The sequence below is a fragment of the Candidatus Williamhamiltonella endosymbiont of Tuberolachnus salignus genome, from assembly GCF_964019775.1.
In the GTDB taxonomy this organism is placed as follows: Bacteria; Pseudomonadota; Gammaproteobacteria; order Enterobacterales; family Enterobacteriaceae; genus Hamiltonella; species Hamiltonella defendens.
Map to the genome: position 1 here is coordinate 1,401,944 of NZ_OZ026471.1, position 20,071 is coordinate 1,422,014.

The 20,071-nt window shown below is 41.0% G+C and carries 18 protein-coding genes and 1 tRNA gene; 15 read left to right on the forward strand and 4 right to left on the reverse strand.

Annotated elements, in window-relative coordinates; genetic code table 11:
• Positions 1-20: 20 nt before the first annotated feature.
• Both AACL23_RS06885 and yjgA read left to right on the forward strand, forming a co-directional pair.
• A complete protein-coding gene (locus AACL23_RS06885) occupies positions 21-1,181 on the forward strand; it encodes a glutathionylspermidine synthase family protein (RefSeq protein ID WP_100096957.1) in 1,161 nt (386 codons plus the stop codon).
• A gap of 31 nt (positions 1,182-1,212) precedes the next feature.
• Positions 1,213-1,764: a ribosome biogenesis factor YjgA gene (gene yjgA / locus AACL23_RS06890; protein ID WP_044612591.1), complete on the forward strand. Its 552-nt coding sequence runs from the start codon at positions 1,213-1,215 to the stop codon at positions 1,762-1,764.
• Positions 1,765-1,820: 56 nt separating this feature from the next.
• On the opposite strand, the gene AACL23_RS06895 is transcribed toward yjgA, so the two are convergent.
• Positions 1,821-1,897 (reverse strand) — tRNA-Pro (locus AACL23_RS06895).
• Positions 1,898-2,040: 143 nt separating this feature from the next.
• On the opposite strand from AACL23_RS06895, the gene hemB reads away from it, so the two are divergent.
• Positions 2,041-3,057: a porphobilinogen synthase gene (gene hemB, locus AACL23_RS06900; RefSeq protein ID WP_100096959.1), complete on the forward strand. Its 1,017-nt coding sequence runs from the start codon at positions 2,041-2,043 to the stop codon at positions 3,055-3,057.
• A gap of 6 nt (positions 3,058-3,063) precedes the next feature.
• Here the strand turns inward: hemB and rfaH are convergent, their stop codons facing one another.
• Complete coding sequence (gene rfaH / locus AACL23_RS06905) at positions 3,064-3,552, reverse strand: transcription/translation regulatory transformer protein RfaH (protein ID WP_100096960.1); 489 nt, start codon at positions 3,550-3,552, stop codon at positions 3,064-3,066.
• 120 nt (positions 3,553-3,672) lie between these two features.
• Here rfaH and ubiD point away from each other — a divergent pair, with 120 nt between their 5' ends.
• Together ubiD and fre are read left to right on the forward strand one after the other, a co-directional pair.
• On the forward strand, positions 3,673-5,160 hold the full coding sequence (ubiD, locus tag AACL23_RS06910) for a 4-hydroxy-3-polyprenylbenzoate decarboxylase (RefSeq protein ID WP_015874419.1): 1,488 nt from the start codon (positions 3,673-3,675) through the stop codon (positions 5,158-5,160).
• A complete protein-coding gene (fre, locus tag AACL23_RS06915; RefSeq protein WP_339050871.1) occupies positions 5,161-5,883 on the forward strand; it encodes an NAD(P)H-flavin reductase in 723 nt (240 codons plus the stop codon).
• A 45-nt stretch (positions 5,884-5,928) separates the two neighbouring features.
• On the opposite strand, the gene rpoH is transcribed toward fre, so the two are convergent.
• Positions 5,929-6,786, reverse strand: a complete 858-nt coding sequence (gene rpoH / locus AACL23_RS06920; protein ID WP_015874417.1) for an RNA polymerase sigma factor RpoH — start codon at positions 6,784-6,786, stop codon at positions 5,929-5,931.
• Positions 6,787-6,983: 197 nt separating this feature from the next.
• Between rpoH and lpcA the strand changes: the two genes are divergently transcribed.
• The 9 genes from lpcA to asnB all read left to right on the forward strand — a co-directional run bounded on the left by lpcA (position 6,984) and on the right by asnB (position 16,548).
• On the forward strand, positions 6,984-7,604 hold the full coding sequence (lpcA, locus tag AACL23_RS06925; protein WP_100096963.1) for a D-sedoheptulose 7-phosphate isomerase: 621 nt from the start codon (positions 6,984-6,986) through the stop codon (positions 7,602-7,604).
• Positions 7,597-8,394 (forward strand): class II glutamine amidotransferase, encoded by a 798-nt coding sequence (locus tag AACL23_RS06930; protein WP_100103603.1) that lies wholly within the window; start codon positions 7,597-7,599, stop codon positions 8,392-8,394. Before lpcA ends, AACL23_RS06930 begins: the two co-directional genes overlap by 8 nt.
• Positions 8,391-9,353: an ABC transporter permease gene (locus AACL23_RS06935; RefSeq protein ID WP_015874415.1), complete on the forward strand. Its 963-nt coding sequence runs from the start codon at positions 8,391-8,393 to the stop codon at positions 9,351-9,353. Before AACL23_RS06930 ends, AACL23_RS06935 begins: the two co-directional genes overlap by 4 nt.
• Positions 9,340-10,239, forward strand: a complete 900-nt coding sequence (gene sapC, locus AACL23_RS06940) for a putrescine export ABC transporter permease SapC (RefSeq protein ID WP_339050875.1) — start codon at positions 9,340-9,342, stop codon at positions 10,237-10,239. Before AACL23_RS06935 ends, sapC begins: the two co-directional genes overlap by 14 nt.
• Positions 10,239-11,231 (forward strand): putrescine export ABC transporter ATP-binding protein SapD, encoded by a 993-nt coding sequence (sapD, locus tag AACL23_RS06945; RefSeq protein WP_339050877.1) that lies wholly within the window; start codon positions 10,239-10,241, stop codon positions 11,229-11,231. The genes sapC and sapD overlap by 1 nt, the downstream gene beginning before the upstream one ends.
• Positions 11,231-12,046 carry an ATP-binding cassette domain-containing protein gene (locus AACL23_RS06950; RefSeq protein WP_100096965.1) on the forward strand — a complete coding sequence of 272 codons (816 nt, stop codon included), beginning with the start codon at positions 11,231-11,233 and terminating at the stop codon, positions 12,044-12,046. Before sapD ends, AACL23_RS06950 begins: the two co-directional genes overlap by 1 nt.
• A 94-nt stretch (positions 12,047-12,140) precedes the next feature.
• Positions 12,141-12,920, forward strand: coding sequence for an enoyl-ACP reductase FabI (gene fabI / locus AACL23_RS06955; protein ID WP_100096966.1), 780 nt, complete (start codon positions 12,141-12,143; stop codon positions 12,918-12,920).
• Positions 12,921-13,154: 234 nt separating this feature from the next.
• A complete protein-coding gene (yejM, locus tag AACL23_RS06960) occupies positions 13,155-14,870 on the forward strand; it encodes an LPS biosynthesis-modulating metalloenzyme YejM (protein ID WP_339051621.1) in 1,716 nt (571 codons plus the stop codon).
• Positions 14,871-14,883: 13 nt separating this feature from the next.
• Positions 14,884-16,548: an asparagine synthase B gene (gene asnB, locus AACL23_RS06965; RefSeq protein ID WP_339050881.1), complete on the forward strand. Its 1,665-nt coding sequence runs from the start codon at positions 14,884-14,886 to the stop codon at positions 16,546-16,548.
• A gap of 50 nt (positions 16,549-16,598) precedes the next feature.
• Here asnB and AACL23_RS06970 read toward each other — a convergent pair whose 3' ends face one another.
• The gene (locus tag AACL23_RS06970) at positions 16,599-17,147 is read right to left on the reverse strand and encodes a DUF721 domain-containing protein (protein WP_015874408.1); all 549 of its coding nucleotides are present in this window, start codon (positions 17,145-17,147) and stop codon (positions 16,599-16,601) included.
• Positions 17,148-17,251: 104 nt separating this feature from the next.
• Between AACL23_RS06970 and secA the strand changes: the two genes are divergently transcribed.
• Positions 17,252-19,972, forward strand: a complete 2,721-nt coding sequence (secA, locus tag AACL23_RS06975; protein ID WP_339050883.1) for a preprotein translocase subunit SecA — start codon at positions 17,252-17,254, stop codon at positions 19,970-19,972.
• Positions 19,973-20,071 lie beyond the last annotated feature (99 nt).

Consider the following 20,071-nt stretch of genomic DNA (forward strand, 5'->3'; position numbering starts at 1 on the left):
TACGTGCTGGTTTTTTCGTTATGAAACGTGTCACCATTAAAGAACGTCCAGATTGGCGTGAAAAAGCGTCTGAATTTGGTTTTTATTTTCACAGCATGCACGGCAAAGCTTACTGGTCTGAAGAAGCTTACTATCAATTTACCCTCGCTCAGATTGAGGAACTAGAAAATACCACGGCACAGTTGCATGAAATGTGTTTAGAAGCTGTGGAAAAAGTCGTCAATAGTGAAGAACGACTGACCCAATTTTGTATTCCTCGGCATTGCTGGGATTTTGTAAAAGCTTCATGGGATACAAGGCAACCTTCTCTTTACTCGCGACTGGATTTGGCTTATGACGGTCAAAGCCCAGCAAAACTTCTTGAGAATAATGCGGATACGCCGACTTCTTTGTATGAAACGGCATTTTTTCAATGGTTGTGGCTGGAAGATCAAATACAAGCTCAACATTTAAGCAGGGAAGCAGACCAGTACAATAGTTTGCAAGAAAAGCTGATCTATCGCTTTGCTGAACTCAAATCTCAACATGGCTTTACTTTTTTACATTTTACCGCTTGTCAGGACAGTGAAGAGGATCGTGCCACAGTGCAATATTTAAAAGACTGTGCAAAAGAAGCGGATCTGGAAGGCCGCTTTCTTTTTATTGACGAGATTGGGTTGGGGGAAAAGGGCGAATTGACTGACACAGATGATCAGGTTATCCAACATTTGTTCAAGCTCTACCCTTGGGAATTCATGTTTAGAGAAATGTTCTCAACGAAATTAGAAGGCGCTCATGTCAGTTGGCTGGAACCTGCCTGGAAAAGTTTGATTTCTAATAAAGCCCTGTTACCTTTGTTGTGGGAGATGTATCCCCATCATCCTAATCTTTTACCTGCTTATTTTCTTAATGATCCCGCCATCAATTTATCCAGTTACGTGGTTAAACCTCTTTTTTCAAGAGAAGGGGCGAACATTGAGATCGTAAAAAAAGGGGAAAAAATCGCGCGATCTGCAGGGCCTTATGGGGCAGAAGGGAAGATTGTACAACAATTTCATCCATTACCCCGTTTTGGCGATAGTTATACTGTGATAGGGAGTTGGCTGGTTAATGATCAACCCTGTGGAATAGGCTTACGTGAGGATAATGAATTAATTACGCAAGACCTTTCGCGTTTTTATCCACATATTATCTTGAATTGATGGTTAGCCGACCGGTGAAATATTGATGAATATCAATGAAAAATTTGAACATAGTCTGAATGAGAGAGTTCAAAGAAAAAATGATGATCATACGCAATCTATTGTTGTCAGTAAAAGTGAATTAAAACGGGATGCTGAGGCATTAAAAAAATTAGGCCGAGAATTGATTGGTTTAAGCAAACAGGCTTTAAAACATATTCCTTTGGATACAGATTTACTGGAAGCCATTGAGCTGGCTCAAAAAATAAAAAAAGAAGGCCACCGACGACAGATTCAACTGATTGGAAAAATGTTACGCTCTCGACAAGAGCAGCTACAATCGATTAAAGCCGCATTAAATGAACGACATCACCGTGATCGTGAGGATATTGCACTTTTGCATCAATTAGAAAATTTGCGCGATTCCATCGTAGAAGGAGGCGACAGTGCGATTGTGGACCTATTGCAACTGTACCCATCGGCAGACCGTCAACATATTCGGAGCTTGATTCGAAATGCTCAAAAAGAAAAAGCGGCTGGTCAATCTCAAAAAGCTTTAAGACAAATATTTGAATATCTTCGTCTGTTATCAAAAACAAAATAATTGCAATGGATTGAGATAGATGAGGAAGGCAAAAGGGAGGATTTTATGGACTATTTTGGTCGGCATGAGAGGATTTGAACCTCCGACCCCCGCCACCCCATGACGGTGCGCTACCAAGCTGCGCTACATGCCGAAATTTGCGGTGATCGTATCTTTTTTTTTTTTTTATGCAAGCTTTTAGCTGGTTGCCAAGAATATATTTATTTCAGGGATTAAAAACATCGTCATTAAGTATTGACTCTTAAATCAAGATGAACCATCACTCAGTAAATCAATATGAATGATTGCCTAAGCACTTTCCCCTATCGTCGTATGCGCCGTGGGCGCCGATATGGTTTCAGCCGTCGTTTACTGGCTGAACATCATCTCAGCTTAAATGACCTGATTTACCCCGTATTTATCATGGAAGGTCATTGCCGACGTGAAGAGATCGCTTCGATGCCTGGCATTTTTAGGATGAGCCTCGATCTCTTACTCAAAGAGGCAGAGCAGGTGGCTCAATTAGGCATTCCTGTGATGGCTTTATTTCCAGTGATTGATCCGAGCCTCAAATCATTACAGGCAGAACAAGCCTATCATCCCGAAGGATTGGTGCAACGCGCCATTCGCTTATTAAAAAAACATCTACCTCAGTTGGGTGTCTTAACCGATGTGGCATTAGATCCTTATACCTGCCATGGTCAAGATGGTGTTATCGATGAACATCAGGATGTGATCAATGATCTCACCAACAAGATTTTAGTACGGCAGGCTTTGTCTCAAGCAGACGCAGGTGCAGATATTATCGCGCCGAGCGATATGATGGACGGGCGTATCAGAGTGATTCGATCTGAATTGGAAAAGCAGGGGTTTTATAATACACAAATCATGGCGTATTCAGCAAAATATGCTTCCTGTTATTATGGCCCTTTTCGTGAAGCCGTTGGTTCGAGCCATCACTTAAAGGGAGGCCATAAAAAAACATATCAAATGGATCCCGCTAACACTGATGAAGCTTTACAGGAAGTGGCTCTAGATATACAAGAAGGCGCGGATATGGTCATGGTAAAACCTGGCATGCCTTATTTGGATGTTGTACGCCGAGTCAAGGAGACTTTTGGAGTGCCCACTTTTGCTTATCAAGTCTCTGGCGAATATGCCATGCATCAAGCCGCCATCCAAAACGGATGGCTACAAGAAAAAGACGTTATTATGGAATCATTACTTTGTTTTAAGCGTGCGGGTGCAGACGGCATCTTAACTTATTTTGCGAAACAGGTAGCACAATGGCTAAATGAAAATAATCAAAAATAAAAAAGCTTATTTTTTTTGAAATTGATGATTGTCAAAACTTTTTGAAACTTGTTGATGAAGCAGATTCATCAATAAAATAGAACGCATTTCACCATCAGGCTGAGAGTAGATTGCTTGTAATCCAACAAAAGGGCCTTCAGTAATTGAAACAAGATCGCCGGGTGTCGGAATACGAAAATCGACTGATTTATCGAATGTCCGCTGTTGTATTTGAGTGACAACGATATCTGAAACCACGGCCAGCTGGTTTCCAAAACGCACAAAATCTCTTACACCACGGGTGGCTTTGATACAGGTGGTGTGAATCATTTCTGGATCAAAATGGATAAATAAATAATTAGGAAATAAAGGCTCTTCTACTTGGATGCGTCTGCCTCTCAAGCATTTTTCGACTGTGACCAAGGGTGTCAGACAGGACACTTTTTGTCGTTCTAAATGTTCTTGAGCTCGAGAAACCTGTCCCCGTTTGCAATACAATAAATACCAGGATTTCATCATACTTCAGCACGTTAAAATAGAGCGGATGGGTAATATTATACATACAGTACCCTAAATAAAAACGCCAAAAAAATGGCTCATAAACAGTTTATTTTAATTTTTAAAATGTGAACAACCATGAAATACAAAGATCTCAGAGATTTTCTAGCCTTACTTGAAGCAAAAGGGGAACTGAAACGTATCCATCAAACTATTGATCCTTTTTTGGAAATGACCGAAATTTCTGATCGCACATTGCAAGCCCAAGGGCCCGCTCTTTTATTTGAGAAACCCAAAGGGCATGCCATGCCGGTTCTGTGTAACCTTTTTGGTACCACTCAAAGGGTTGCCATGGGCATGGGCCAGAAAGACATCAGCACCTTGCGTGAGCTGGGGCAACTGTTAGCTTTTTTAAAAGAGCCAGAACCCCCCAAGGGTTTTCGTGATTTACTTTCCAAGTTGCCAAAGTTTAAGCAAATCTTAAATATGCCGAATAAAATCCTGACATCCGCGCCCTGTCAGGAAGAAATCTGGAAAGACAATTTAGATCTCGGTTGTCTCCCTGCGATGCATTGCTGGCCAGGTGATGTCGCCCCGCTCATCACTTGGGGGTTAACCATCACACGAGGTCCTCATAAAGAGCGACAAAATTTAGGGATTTATCGTCAACAGGTGCTATCCAAAAACAAGATCATTATGCGATGGCTTCCACATCGTGGCGGGGCATTAGATTATCGAGAATGGTGTAAAACAAACCCTGGGCAACCTTTTCCGGTCGCTGTCGCTCTGGGCGCTGATCCCGCAACCATTTTAGGCGCAGTCACACCTGTCCCTGATACGCTGTCTGAATATGCGTTTTCGGGCTTATTGCGTGGCTATAGAACCGAAGTCGTGAAGTGCCTTTCTTCTGATCTTCAAGTGCCCGCCAATGCTGAAATCGTGTTAGAAGGATATATTCAACCAGGGGAGACCGCTGAAGAGGGGCCTTATGGTGACCATACGGGTTACTATAATGAAACTGAGCATTTTCCTGTTTTTACAGTCAGTCATATCACCAAACGACAGGACGCCATTTATCATTCCACCTACACGGGCCGCCCCCCTGATGAGCCTTCCATATTGGGGGCCGCCTTAAACGAGGTTTTTATTCCTATTTTGCAAAAACAATTTCCTGAGATTGTGGATTTTTATTTGCCTCCTGAAGGGTGCTCTTATCGTTTGGCCGTGGTCACGATAAAAAAACAATACGCGGGGCACGCTAAACGAGTCATGATGGGCGTGTGGTCATTTTTACGTCAATTTATGTACACCAAATTTGTGATTGTTTGTGATGATGACATTAACGCTCGCAATTGGAATGATGTGATCTGGGCTATCACGACCCGAATGGATCCTGCAAGGGATACCCTATTAATAGAAAATACACCGATTGATTATCTGGATTTTGCTTCCCCTGTTGCAGGGTTAGGCTCAAAAATGGGCTTGGATGCGACCAATAAGTGGTCAGCAGAAACTCAACGTGTCTGGGGGCGGACCATTAAGATGGACAAAAGCGTTTGTGATCGCATTGATGCCATTTGGGACGAACTGAATATCTTCAATCAACAATCGGTCAAGAAAAAATAAATGGCCACTCTAAACTGTAAAGTGAACTCAGTAGAAGCCATTAACGATACAGTCTATCGGGTAAAATTAACGCCTTTAGGCGAATTTTCATTTCAGGCTGGGCAGTATTTGATGGTCATCATGGGCGAAGGTGACCATCGTCCATTTTCGATGGCATCCACGCCTTTAGAAAAAAAAGAAATCGAGTTACATATTGGGACTTCAGATTTCAACACCTATGGCATGGCCGTGATGGATCGTATTTTTCAAAATAGAGCAATTAATATTGATATCCCGCATGGTCATGCCTGGTTTCGTCAAGGCAGCCGGCGCCCTCTTTTATTGATTGCCGGGGGAACAGGTTTTTCCTATGTGCGTTCTATCTTATTGAGTGCGTTATCGGAACAACCTCATCGTGAAATATCCGTTTATTGGGGGGGGCGTGAGTTAAAGCATCTTTATGATTTAGAAGCATTACAGGCCCTGAGTATCCAGCATTCAAGGTTTACTTTTGTGCCCGTTATCGAACAAGCTCAGCCAGGTTGGAAAGGGAAAACAGGGACGGTATTAAACGCTGTTTTAGAAGATTATGAGCTGCTCACGGAACAAGAGATTTACATTGCGGGTCGTTTTGAAATGGCGCAAATTGCGCAAAAGCAATTTTGTGAAAGGCGCAATGCAAATTCAGCCAGAATTTATGGGGATGCTTTTGGTTTTCTTAAAACAGCCTCTGAAAATTTTTAGGAAAAATCAACCTCTCAATTTTTGATTTTTGTCCTTGCTGACAAATTAAATGTCTATGGATAAACGTAATTTTTTCATCGCATTTTTTTCTAATTGACGAACCCGTTCAGCAGATACACCATAGCGATCAGCTAACTCCTGTAACGTCGATTTGTTGTCATCATCCAGCCAACGGGCGCGAATAATATCCTGGCTACGTTCGTCCAAACCTTTTAATGCAACCCATAGACTGTCAGCCGCATGATCTCCCCAATTATTTTTTTCGATATTATCTGCAAAATCAGAATTTTTATCTTCTAGATACATCACAGGCGCTGGCGATTGACCCTCTCGGGATTCATCTTCTAATGGTAATTCAAATGCCATATCCTGTGCTGACATACGTGATTCCATTTCTCGAACATCTTTACTGGTCACGCCTAATTCTTTCGCCACCATGTCAACTTCGTTTTGACTAAACCAGCCCAAACGTTGCTTCGCTTTGCGCAAATTAAAGAAAAGTTTGCGTTGAGCTTTGGTGGTCGCCACTTTAACGATTCGCCAGTTACGTAAAACGTATTCATGAATTTCTGCCTTGATCCAGTGAACCGCAAAAGAAACCAGGCGTACACCCATGTTCGGGTTAAAACGTCGAACCGCTTTCATCAAGCCGATATTGCCTTCTTGAATCAAGTCAGCTTGCGGAAGACCGTAGCCAGAGTAATGACGAGCGATGTGTGCGACAAAACGTAAATGAGATAAAATAAGCTGCCTGGCGGCATTTAAATCGCCGTGAGAATGAAGACGTTCCGCTAAAGCCCGTTCTTCTTCTTCGGTAAGCATCGCATAAGAATTCGATACTCTAAGATAAGCTTCCAGGCTGCCCTGAGGCATTAAAGCCAGAGTGGGCATTTCTTTCATCATGTAAACCTCCTCTCATCAATTTTTAGTATGTGATACTAATCATTCTTGAGATAGTTTCTATTAAGGGTTAATTTAATCGCAGGATGCAATAAAATAAATGGCCGCATTGTAACATTGAAAAAAGAAGATTCAAGCATCAACCAATGAGCTTGTTCTGATGGCTTAAACACCCTTACCGCATCAATAGAGAGAAGATCATGTGTATTGATTTAATTCGTTTTGAATTACAGCAAGCAGCTCAGATTTTAAATCAGTTTATGAGCGATGATAAAAATCTTGATCCTGTTAGACAGGCGGCTTTTTTGCTGGTTGATGCCTTTCAAGCAGGTAAAAAAGTCATTTCATGCGGTAATGGGGGCTCTCACTGTGATGCGATGCATTTTGCTGAGGAACTAACGGGGCGTTATCGCGAAAATCGCCCCGGGTATCCGGCCATTGCTATTTCTGATGTCAGTCATATTTCTTGTGTCGGGAATGATTTTGGTTATGAGCATGTCTTTTCTCGTTATGTAGACTCAGTGGGTTGTGAAGGCGATGTATTATTCGCTTTGTCTACCTCGGGTAATTCTAAAAATATCATTAAGGCCATCCAGTCAGCACGACAAAAAAAAATGAAAGTCATTATTTTGACGGGGCAGATGGGTGGTGCAATGTCAAACCTTGCTGATGTCAAAATTTGTGTGCCTCATCAGGGGTATGCTGATCGTATTCAAGAAATTCACATTAAAATAATACATATATTGATTCTTCTGATTGAACAAAAAATGGACATCAACAACGAATCTCTCACTTTTTTAAAGGAGGAAGGCCATGTGTGAATTGCTGGGTATGAGTGCCAATGTACCCACAGATATTTGCTTTAGCTTTACAGGGCTTATTCAACGTGGTGGGGGTACAGGCCCTCATAAAGACGGCTGGGGCATCACTCTATACGAAGGCTACGGATACCGCACATTCAAAGATTCTCAGGCTTGCTTCCATTCGCCTATTGCTCGTTTTATACAAGATTATCCTATTAAATCCCGCACCGTGATCTCACATATTCGACAAGCTAACACCGGCTCTGTCTCATTAGAAAATACACATCCGTTTACCAGGGCTTTATTCGGGCGATACTGGACTTACGCTCATAATGGCCAACTCAAAGATTACGAACAGCTGGATACAGGCGCTATAACACCTATTGGGAACACAGACAGTGAATATGCGTTCTGTTGGATACTCAGCCAATTATCACAGCGTTATCATTCTATTCCTAAGTGTTGGTCATCTGTTTTTTATTTTATTGAAGAGTTATCAACCCAATTAACAAAATCAGGAATTTTTAATATGTTACTGTCTGATGGAGAATATCTTATGGCCTTCTGCGCAACCAAATTGTTCTGGATTACCCGTCGTGCGCCTTTTGGCAAAGCCACTTTATTAGATCAAGATATAGAAGTGGATTTTCAACAACAGACCAACTCTGATGATGTGGTGACTGTAATAGCGACTGAGCGACTCACCACCAACGAAACATGGAACAAAATGATGCCAGGGGAATGTCTGCTTTTTCGCTTTGGCGAAAGCACGAGGGCATCATCAAAACAAAAAGTACTGATATCATGATCATTTTGGCTTTACATCGCGTTTTACTGTTTTTTATGATTCTGCCGATACTGTTGCTCATCAGTTTTAGCCTAAAATTTTTTCCTGTTTTAGCGCCCCTGCACCATATGTCCCTGGAACAAGCTTTTTATCATTTTTTTAACGATCTATTACAATGGGATTTTGGTGTTTCAAAGACCAACGGGCAATCGATCAAAGATCAAATCGCAGTGATTTTCCCCGCTACCATGGAATTATGTTTTCTTGCGTTTTTGCTGGCCTTGTTTTTAGGCGTTCCATTGGGCATAACAGCAGGTATAACGAAAGGGAGGTGGCCAGATACCGTGATCAGTTTTTTAGCGTTCATCGGATTTTCCATACCTGTATTTGTATTGGCATTACTTTTCATCCTTTTTTTTTCCCTGCACTTGAATTGGTTACCTTCGTTCGGACATTTTTCAACTTTAAATCACATTCAACAGGTCACGGGTCTGTCTTTGATAGACAGCTGGTTTTCTACAACCAATAGAAAAGAGCATATGATGAATACGTTAAAACATCTCATTCTGCCTGTCACTGTATTGGCCATCCCCTCCTGTACTGAAGTCATACGCTTATTACGTATCAGTACCTGTCATGTGATGAATCAAAATTATATTAAAGCAGCGGCAACACGGGGATTATCTCTTTTGACCATGGTTTTTTATCACATTTTACCTAATGCACTGCCTCCCATCATGACCAAGCTAGGCTGGCAGTTTTCAACCATGTTAAGTTTGGCGATGATCATCGAAGTCATTTTTGATTGCCCAGGATTGGGATCCTGGCTGATAAACGCGCTGACTGATAAAGATTATGCGGTGCTCTCGGCCGCTGTCACTGCAATAGGTTCGGCTGTGTTGATCATCCATCTGATTGCAGATCTTTTAGGCATCCTCATGGCCCCTCCACAAAAAAAGGAATGGTATGCCCTTCGATAGCATTGAAAACGTTTATAGTGAAAAAAAACCACCCGGTATTTTAAAGACGATCTGGCAGATTTTTCACACAGATATACTGAGTATGACTGGTTTTTATGGTGTTCTCTGTTTGGTGCTACTTTGTATTTTTGGACACCTGATTGCCCCTTATTCTGCTGATCTGGTTTTTGAAAGTCAGATCTTATTGCCGCCTTCTTGGTCACATAATGGGAGCGTGTCTTTTTTTCTTGGTACGGATGATCGAGGAAGAGATATTTTGAGCCGTTTATTGTCAGGAGCAGCGATGACCTTTGGATCAGCATTACTGGTTACTTGTATCGCCGCGTTATTGAGCTTACTGACAGGCGCATTGGGGGGGATGAGTCGAGGTTTTACGGCGTTCATAATGAAACATATTTTTGATACTTTATTTGCTCTTCCTTCTTTATTGATAGCTCTCCTGATTGTGGCTTTATCAGCTCCCTCTTTATTCAACGCAACCCTGGCGGTTTTTTTGGCGATTTTACCGAGAATGACCCGCACTGTTTATCATCTGATCCGTGATGAGCTGGATAAAGAATATGTGATCACGGTTCGTCTGGATGGTGCCTCAAAATTATATATTTTGTTCAGCATTATTTTGCCTAATATTTCTGCAACTTTGGTGATGGAATTAACACGATCTTTATCCATGGCGATCCTTGATATTTCGGCGCTTGGTTTTTTAAATCTGGGTGCCCCTTTTTCCTCATCAGAATGGGGAGCCATGTTAGGCAGCTCGATACATTTACTGAGAGTAGCCCCTTGGGCGGTTTTTTTGCCTGGTATATTGATTTCAATCAGTATTCTTTTGGTTAATATAGTAGGCGATGGCTTATACAGAGCCATAAATAAGAGTGTGCACTGATGCCACTACTTGATATTCGTAATCTGACCATTACCATTATGACGGCAGGTGGCCCTGTAAAAGCGGTTGACAGGGTCAGTATGATATTAACTGAGGGCGAAATAAGAGGTGTAGTGGGTGAATCTGGCTCTGGCAAAAGTTTGATTGCCAAAGCCATTTGCGGTGTGAGTAAAGAAAGCTGGCGAATCACGGCTGATCGTTTTCGTTTCAATGATATTGATTTATTAAAATTATCCCCTCGTGCAAGGCACAAATTAATAGGCCGAAATATTTCGATGATATTTCAAGAGCCTCAGTCTTGCTTGAACCCTGCAAAAAATATTGGCACACAATTGATTCAATCAATACCAGGCTCAACCTACAAAGGCCGTTGGTGGCAAGTGTTTCGCTGGCGCTTGCGGCGTGCCTTTGAATTACTTCATCGGGTTGGTATTAAAGATCCGAAAAAAATGATGAAAAATTATTCTTATCAATTAACACAAGGAGAATGCCAGAAAGTCATGATCGCCATTGCATTGGCGAATCAACCCCGACTTTTGATTGCAGATGAGCCCACCAACTCGATGGAGTCAACAACCCAAGCACAAATTTTTCGTCTTTTAACACGTTTAAATAAAAATAATGGCACCACTATTTTATTGATCAGTCACGATCTACACATGATAAGCCATTGGGCAGATCGAATTAATGTATTATATTGCGGCCAAACAGTAGAAAGCGCGGGTCGGCATGAATTATTAAACACGCCTCATCATCCTTACACTCAAGCCCTGATCCGCTCAATGCCTAACTTCGGACATTCCCTGCCACATAAAAGCCGTCTGAATACTTTACCTGGCGTTATTCCTTCATTAGATCATTTACCCATCGGTTGTCGTTTAGGGCCTCGTTGCCCTTATGCACAAAAAATCTGTATTAAAACGCCTGAATTAAGACAGATAAAAAATCACGCTTTTGCCTGTCATTTTCCGTTAAACATGGAAGAGCAATAATGTCGGACTGTCTGCTTGAAGCGCGTAACCTCAGCAAAATTTTCTACTACCGTACAGGGTTATTTTTTCAAAAATCTGATGAAGCATTGAAATCTGTCAGTTTTACTTTAAAAGAAGGTAAAACCTTGGCAGTGATAGGCAAAAGCGGCTCGGGCAAATCCACACTCGCCAAAATATTATCAGGCAGGATCGAGCAAACTGAAGGGGAGTTATTACTCAATGGCCATCCTCTTCAGTATGGTGATTATGCTTATCGTAGCAAACAAATACGGATGATCTTACCCAATCCGGATATATCACTTAATCCACGTCAAAGAGTGGGAGAATTATTGAATATCCCGCTTAAATTGCACACCTGTTTAACGGATTTAGAACGTAAAAAACAAATACATCAAATTTTACGGCAGGTCGGTTTATCTGTAGAACATGCGAATGATTACCCTCATATGCTCGCTTCAGGTCAAAAACAACGTATCGCCTTAGCCTATGCGCTTATTTTGCAACCTAAAGTGATCATTGCCGATGAAATTTTGATTTCACTGGATATGCCGATGCAAGCTCAAATGATTAATTTGATGCTTGAATTACAAGAAAAACACGGTATTTCCTATATTTATATCACTCAACATCTTGGCATCATCAAACACATCAGTGATCAACTGATAGTCATGAGCGAGGGGGAAATTATAGAGCATGGTCACACCGCTGAAGTTTTGGCTTCGCCTTTACATCATGTTACTCAAAGCTTAATCACAAGCCATTTTGGTCAGGCATTAACGGCGGAGGCCTGGCGTCAAGACAATAAAGATTTTTAATATGCGAATGCATTGATTTTAAAAATAAATATAGGGTTCGCCTATTTTTCTGGCAGCCTCATTCCGTCAAAATCATCAAATAAGGATAATCACTATGGGTTTTCTTGCCGAAAAACGTATTCTCATCACAGGTATTGCCAGCAAGCTTTCTATTGCTTATGGAATAGCTCAAGCCATGAAACGTCAAGGGGCTGAGCTGGCCTTTACTTATCAAAATGAAAAATTAAAATATCGAGTAGAAGAATTTGCCCAAAATTTGGGGTCAACATTGGTTTTTCCTTGTGATGTTGCCGAAGATAAAAGCATCGAGGGTTTGTCCCTGGAATTATCTCAACATTGGCCTAAATTTGATGGTTTTGTGCACTCGATTGGTTTTGCTCCTAGAGATCAATTAGAAGGGGGGTATATTAAAGCGGTCACTCGTGAAGGCTTTCAAATTGCACATGATATCAGTAGCTATAGCTTCGTTGCTTTGGCGAAAGCCTGTCAAAATATGCTCAACGAAAACGCGGCTTTACTGACCTTAACCTATTTAGGTGCTGAGCGAGCGATCCCAAATTACAACGTGATGGGTTTAGCCAAAGCTTCTCTCGAAGCGAATGTCCGTTATATGGCCAATGACTTAGGGCCAAAACAGATCAGAGTCAATGGTATTTCTGCGGGTCCTATTCGTACATTAGCCGCCTCCGGTATTTCGGATTTTCGAAAAATGCTGACACAATTTGAAAAAACGGCCCCCATTCGTCGTACAGTGACCATCGAAGATGTTGGGAATTCAGCCGCTTTTTTGTGTTCTGATTTAGCAGCGGGCATTACCGGTGAGATATTACATGTAGATGGCGGTTTTAGTATTGCGGCAATGGGTGATCATTAATATCAAAAATCTATATCCGAGAGCGAACGCTATTATCTTATCCGGATTCAAATGTCATCTTGAAAAAGCAGAAAATCCGTATTTTTTGTCAAAGCAGAGACCAGATTTTTGATCAAGTACTGCAATGCCTGATGCCATTGATTGACATAGATGTTTTAATCAAAAAATAAATAGTTTCATTAAGTTAAGGATAAAAAATTGAGCAAAAAATTGCATATAAAGCCATTGACCATTTTGCTCATGAAGCGTCAGCATTATCGAGAAAAACTCTCTCAGATGATCAGCTGGGGGCATTGGTTTGTTCTCTTTAACATATTTTTAACTTTAATATTGGGCAGTCGATATTTATTTGTATCTGACTGGCCCACTTCTCTTTTGGGGCGTGTTTATGCCTTGGTCAGTTGGCTTGGGCATTTTAGCTTTATTGTTTTTGTGATTTATATTTTAACCTTATTTCCGTTAACCTTCATTATTTTCTCTCAACGCTTACTTCGATTTTTTTCCGTTATTCTTGCGACATCAGGGCTGGCATTACTACTTATTGATGCTGAAACTTTCACTCGCTTTCATTTACATATGACGCCCATGATATGGGCGTTTTTAATTAACCCTGAACAAACCCAAATGAGCCGGGATTGGCAGTGTTTATTTATTGCCATCCCAATTGTCTTTTTGATTGAGATGTTATTTAGTATTTTTTGTTGGCAAAAATTAAGAAAATTCACAAAAAAAATATTTGTTAATTTATTAATAGGGTTGTTTATTACTGCTTTCTGCACTTCTCATATTTTATACAGTTGGGCTGATGCGAATTTTTACCGACCTATTACTATGCAAAGATCAAATCTTCCTTTGTCTTATCCCATGACGGCCCGAAAATTTTTGCAAAAACATGGTTTATTAAATCAACAAAAATATGAAAAACAGCTCATAGAAAATGACAAACTGAATGCGCCATCGATAGAATATCCCCTGAGTAAAGTGACTTTTGACGATAAAGGAAGTGGCTACAATTTATTGTTGATTGTGATTAATGGCATCAATACCCCTTATTTTGAAAAGGCGATGCCTAAAACGGCCGCATCTGCTGAGGCTCATCTTCAATTTAAAAATCATTACAGCTCAGGTAGTAAAGAAGAGACTGGATTATTGGGGCTATTTTATGGCATTTCCTCCACTTATCTTGATAGCATCTTCTTTACTCGAAAACCCTCTGTACTCATTCGCTCGTTAGAGGCACAAGGCTATCAATTTGGATTATTTTCCTCTGATGGTTTTAAAAACCCTCTGTATAGACAGGCTCTATTCACAGACTTTTCTTTGCCTTCGCCTATGTTACAGAGCAACCGAAAAACCACTGAAGAATGGTATGAATGGTTTAGTAAAAAATTAAATACCCGCCCATGGTTTTCTTATATTCATTTTAACACTGCCTCAACCGCTCTAGAGCCTGATGAAACGCGTATAAAAAATATTGATCAACAGATTTCAGAGATGATAGATGTCCTGAAAAAAGATCCTCAGTTCACTAAAACGGTCATTATTATTACAGGCGCATATGCAGCTGCAGAAAATCAAAATAAAAGAATTCCTTCTAAGGTGCCTCTGATCGTTTATTGGCCCAACATCTCTACTCAAATCATCCATAAATTAACCAGCCATCAGGATATTATGGCGACGATCATGCAAAAATTGTTGCATACTAAAACGGTAGTCAAGGAGTATTCGCAAGGTGAAAATCTTTTTACACCTGAAAGACTATATCCCTGGATATTAACAAAAAAAAATAAAGAACTACTCGTAGTGACGCCCAGGAAAACGATCGCTCTGGATGACAATGGCAGTTACCATACTTATGATCAAAATGGGATTTTGATCCAAAATGATACGTCAGAATTATCACTTTTATTGCAGGTTTTAACTGAAACAAAACGTTTTATTGCAGATTAACAGGAAAATGACTATGTGTTCTATTTTTGGAGTGTTGAACTTAAAAACAGACCCAGCCGAATTACGAAAAAAAGGGTTGGAAATGTCGCGACTGATGCGACACCGTGGCCCGGATTGGTCCGGTGTTTATGCTTCTGATAAAGCTATTTTGGTACATGAACGTTTATCCATTGTTGACACCAATAGAGGCGCTCAACCTCTTTATAACGCGAAAAAAACCCATATTCTTGCAGTCAATGGTGAAATTTATAATCATCAAGCATTACGGGAAAAATATAAAGAACGATATGAATTCCAAACGGATTCAGACTGTGAAGTCATTTTGGCGCTTTATCAAGAAAAAGGAGAACCGTTTTTAGATGAGCTTCAGGGAATGTTTACCTTCATCCTTTATGACGAAGAAAAAGGCACCTTTTTAATCGGGCGTGATCACTTAGGGATTATTCCCTTATATATGGGAGAGGACGAGAATGGCACACTATTTGTGGCTTCTGAAATGAAAGCGCTGGTGCCTGTGTGTCAAACATTAAAAGAGTTTCCTCCAGGCAGTTATTTTTGGAGCCAAAATAAAGAAATCACCTCCTATTATCAGAGAGACTGGTTTGATTATCATCAAGTCAAAGAGAATACAACAGATCCAAAACAACTGACGCAGGCATTAGAAGATGCCGTAAAAAGTCATTTGATGACGGATGTCCCTTATGGATTACTGCTTTCAGGCGGTTTAGATTCTTCTATTATTTCCGCTATCACCAAAAAATTCGCGGCACGCAGAGTGGAAAACAACCAGCATACTGAGGCTTGGTGGCCACAACTGCATTCATTCGCTGTAGGTCTGGAGGGCTCTCCTGATTTATCGTCTGCAAAGGAAGTGGCAAAAGCGCTCGGCACAGTTCATCATGAAATTCATTTCACTGTTCAAGAGGGTATAGATGCGATACGAGATGTGATTTATCACGTTGAAACCTATGATGTCACCACTATTCGTGCGTCTACGCCCATGTATTTAATGGCTCGCAAAATTAAAGCCATGGGGATCAAAATGGTGCTCTCTGGTGAAGGATCGGATGAAATTTTTGGAGGCTATCTTTATTTTCATAAAGCGCCTAATGCGCAAGAATTTCACGAAGAGACAGTACGAAAATTACTGTCATTACATATGTACGATTGTGCTCGAGCGAATAAAGCGATGGCAGCATGGGGTGTGGAAGCTCGAGTCCCTTTTTTGGATAAACATTTTCTGGATGTGGCGATGCGCATTAATCCAAAAGACAAAATGTGTGGTCATGGAAAAATAGAAAAACATATTTTACGCGAATGCTTTCAGTCTGACTTGCCTGCAAAAGTGGCCTGGCGTCAAAAAGAGCAATTTTCTGACGGCGTGGGTTACAGTTGGATAGACTCTTTAAAAGAAAAGGCAAATCAGCAAATCAGCGATCAACAGCTTGAAACAGCACATCTTCGTTTTCCTCACAACCCTCCAACATCGAAAGAAGGCTATTTGTATCGTGAGATATTTCAGGAATTATTTCCGCTGCCATCGGCTGCAGAATGCGTTCCAGGCGGGCCTTCGGTGGCTTGTTCTTCCGCGAAAGCAATGGAATGGGATGCGTCTTTCAAAGATAGCGCCGATCCTTCTGGTCGTGCAGTAGGGGAGATACATCAGTCCCCTTATTAAGCACGCCTCATCTGAAGAGGTTTGCTGGTACTGCTTGAGATTTTCCTCATTTAGATCGGCGGCGGGGATGTCGAGTTTTTTACTAACCCCGCTAAACGTTTTAAGGCATCGCTGAGCTTTTTCGGACTCCTGCTCGCCAGGTTCACTAATAACTCGGCTGTTTTCAAGCTCAGGCAGCGGCTGTTTGATTCATCGGTTTCTTTTTTTTTCATTCCTTCGAGTTTTTGTTTCGTATTGTGAAATTCTAACATTAAGATCGGATTAATCCTGATGTGGATTGAGCACAATGATGGTAAAATTTGTTTTCTCAATGCTGAGAGAAGGTTAAGCTGTTCATAACGTAAACGCATCATCCAGCTTCCATTAGCGATGTCTAATACTAAAATATTTTGTCGATAATTGGCGACACGGCACCATGGCTGTAAAGGGGGTGACAATAATTTTTTTACAACCGCATTCAACTTAAGCAATCCAAGGGCATGTTGCTCTATGTTTTTAGTTTGATCGGGTTGCGATAAAAGATATTCAAGCCTATCTTCCGGGCTTTCTTTTTGGAGCAAAATATTGAGTCGTTGTGGTCGGCTTTCACGTTTTGGCATGTTTTAAACCTGTTTGATGATAAAATCGTTTTGCTTCAACCAAAATACTGTACAACATTCATCTTCTTTCTTGAACCTTTTGTCTTTTAGAGATACTCATCATCATGTTAATCAAATTACTCACTAAAGTATTTGGCAGCCGTAATGAGCGTACTTTGCGTCGCATGCATAAAGTCGTTGATCTGATCAACAGCATGGAATCAAAAATTGAACAATTATCGGATGAAGAATTATCTGCTCAAACTTCTCAATTTCGCGAACGTTTAGCGGCCGGTGAGACATTACAGAGTCTACTACCAAAAGCTTTTGCAGTGGTACGAGAAACCAGTAAACGTGTTTTTGATATGAGGCATTTTGATGTTCAGCTCCTCGGAGGCATGGTACTCAATGAACGTTGTATTGCAGAAATGCGTACAGGTGAAGGTAAAACATTAACAGCGACTTTACCGGCCTATTTAAACGCTTTGACCGGACGAGGCGTGCATATCGTGACGGTCAATGATTATTTGGCCAAACGAGATGCAGAAAATAATCGTCCGTTATTTGAATTTCTTGGGCTTACTGTAGGTATTAACCTCGCTGGCATGAACTCGAATAGCAAACGTGAAGCTTATCAAGCTGATATCACTTATGGTACTAACAACGAATATGGGTTTGATTATCTGCGCGATAATATGGTGTTTAGTCCAGAAGAGCGTGTCCAACGGGAACTATATTATGCACTGGTAGATGAAGTCGATTCTAATTTGATTGATGAAGCTCGAACACCATTGATCATTTCTGGTCCTACTGATGACAGTTCTGATAGATACATTCAGGTCAATACACTGATACCTCACTTGATTCGACAAGAAAAAGAAGATTCCGATACCTTTAAAGGTGAAGGGCACTTTTCGGTGGACGAAAAATCCCGTCAAGTCCATTTAACAGAACGGGGCCTCGTTTTAATCGAAAAAATGTTAATAGAAAATAGCATAATGAAAGAAGGGGAATCACTTTATTCCCCTGCCAATATTATTCTCATGCACCATGTCACGGCGGCATTACGGGCACATGTGCTTTTTATGCGTAACGTGGATTATATTGTTAAAAAAGATGAAATACTGATTGTGGATGAACATACGGGGCGCACTATGGAAGGTCGCCGTTGGTCTGATGGCTTGCATCAAGCAATTGAAGCCAAAGAAGGAGTTCACATTCAAAATGAAAATCAAACCCTTGCCTCTATCACCTTCCAGAATTACTTCCGGTTGTATGAAAAATTAGCAGGTATGACAGGAACTGCGGATACGGAAGCGTTTGAATTCAGATCTATTTATAAATTAGACACCATCGTTATTCCTACAAATCAGCCTATGATACGCCAGGATTTAGTGGATTTGGTGTATATGACAGAAAAGGAAAAAATAGAGGCAATCATTAAAGACATCCGCGCACGTAGTGCCAACGGGCAACCGGTTTTAGTCGGCACTATTTCCATTGAAAAATCAGAACTTATCTCTTCTGAGCTACAAAAAGCAGGTATCCAACATCAAGTTTTAAACGCAAAATTTCATGCAAAAGAAGCAGAAATTGTTGCTCAGGCCGGCCAGCCTGGGGCGGTCACCATTGCCACCAACATGGCGGGGAGAGGCACTGATATTGTATTGGGTGGCAGCTGGCAAAGTGAAATAGCGGCTCTGACTGATCCTTCTGAAAAAAAGATAATGGCGATTAAAGAAGCCTGGAAAATTCGTCATGATGCGGTACTTGCCTCAGGAGGATTACACATTATTGGTACAGAACGTCATGAATCCCGCCGTATTGATAATCAACTGAGAGGCCGTTCAGGTCGTCAGGGAGATGCAGGGTCATCCCGTTTTTATCTATCGATGGAAGATGCATTAATGCGCATTTTTGCCTCTGAACGTGTGTCCGGGATGATGCGTAAACTAGGGATGGCGCCTGGAGAAGCGATTGAACATCCATTTGTCAGCAAAGCGATTGAGAATGCGCAACGTAAAGTAGAGAGCCGAAACTTTGATATTCGTAAACAACTGCTTGAATACGATGATGTTGCTAACGATCAACGTCGAGCCATTTACAGGCAACGTAACGAGCTATTAGACGCCAGCGACATCAGTGAAACGATCAGCAACATACGTGAAGATGTCTTGCAGATGATGGTTGATCGTTATATTCCCCCTGAATCTTTAGAAGAAATGTGGGATGTTCAGGGTTTGGAGCAACGATTCAAAGAAGATTTTGAACTGAATTTACCTATGGCTCAATGGTTAGAAGAAGAGCCTCAGTTACATGAGAAAACCCTGCGTGACCGTATTTTACAGAAAGTGATTGAAAGCCATCATCAAAAAGAAGAGAAGATAGGCGCTCAAATGATGCGCAGTTTAGAAAAAAGCGTCATGTTGCAAACCTTGGATTCTTCATGGAAAGAGCATTTAGCAGCGATGGATTATCTTCGTCAAGGGATTCACCTTCGGGGATATGCACAAAAAGATCCCAAACAGGAATATAAACGGGAATCTTTCTCTCTGTTTTCCTCTATGCTGGAATCATTAAAATATGAAGTGATCAGCTTGCTCAGTAAAATTCAGATCAGTATGCCGGAAGAAGTGAAAGCGTTTGAACTTCAATATTTGAAAGAAATAGAACGGACAGGGAAGCAACAAGAATTGAGCCATCAAAATCACGAAGAAACATTACAATTGGCAGGCGAATCAAAACACAAAATCAATGGCGAAAAAATAGGCCGAAACGACCCTTGCCCCTGCCAGTCTGGCAAAAAATATAAGCAATGTCATGGGCGTTTAGATTTGAAAAAATAAAAAATTTTTCCTTTCTTTTGTTTTTTTTCTTAATTTTGTCGATTACTGACCCCAAAAATGTTTTTTAATTGTGACTTATTGTATGGTTGAAAACGTTTT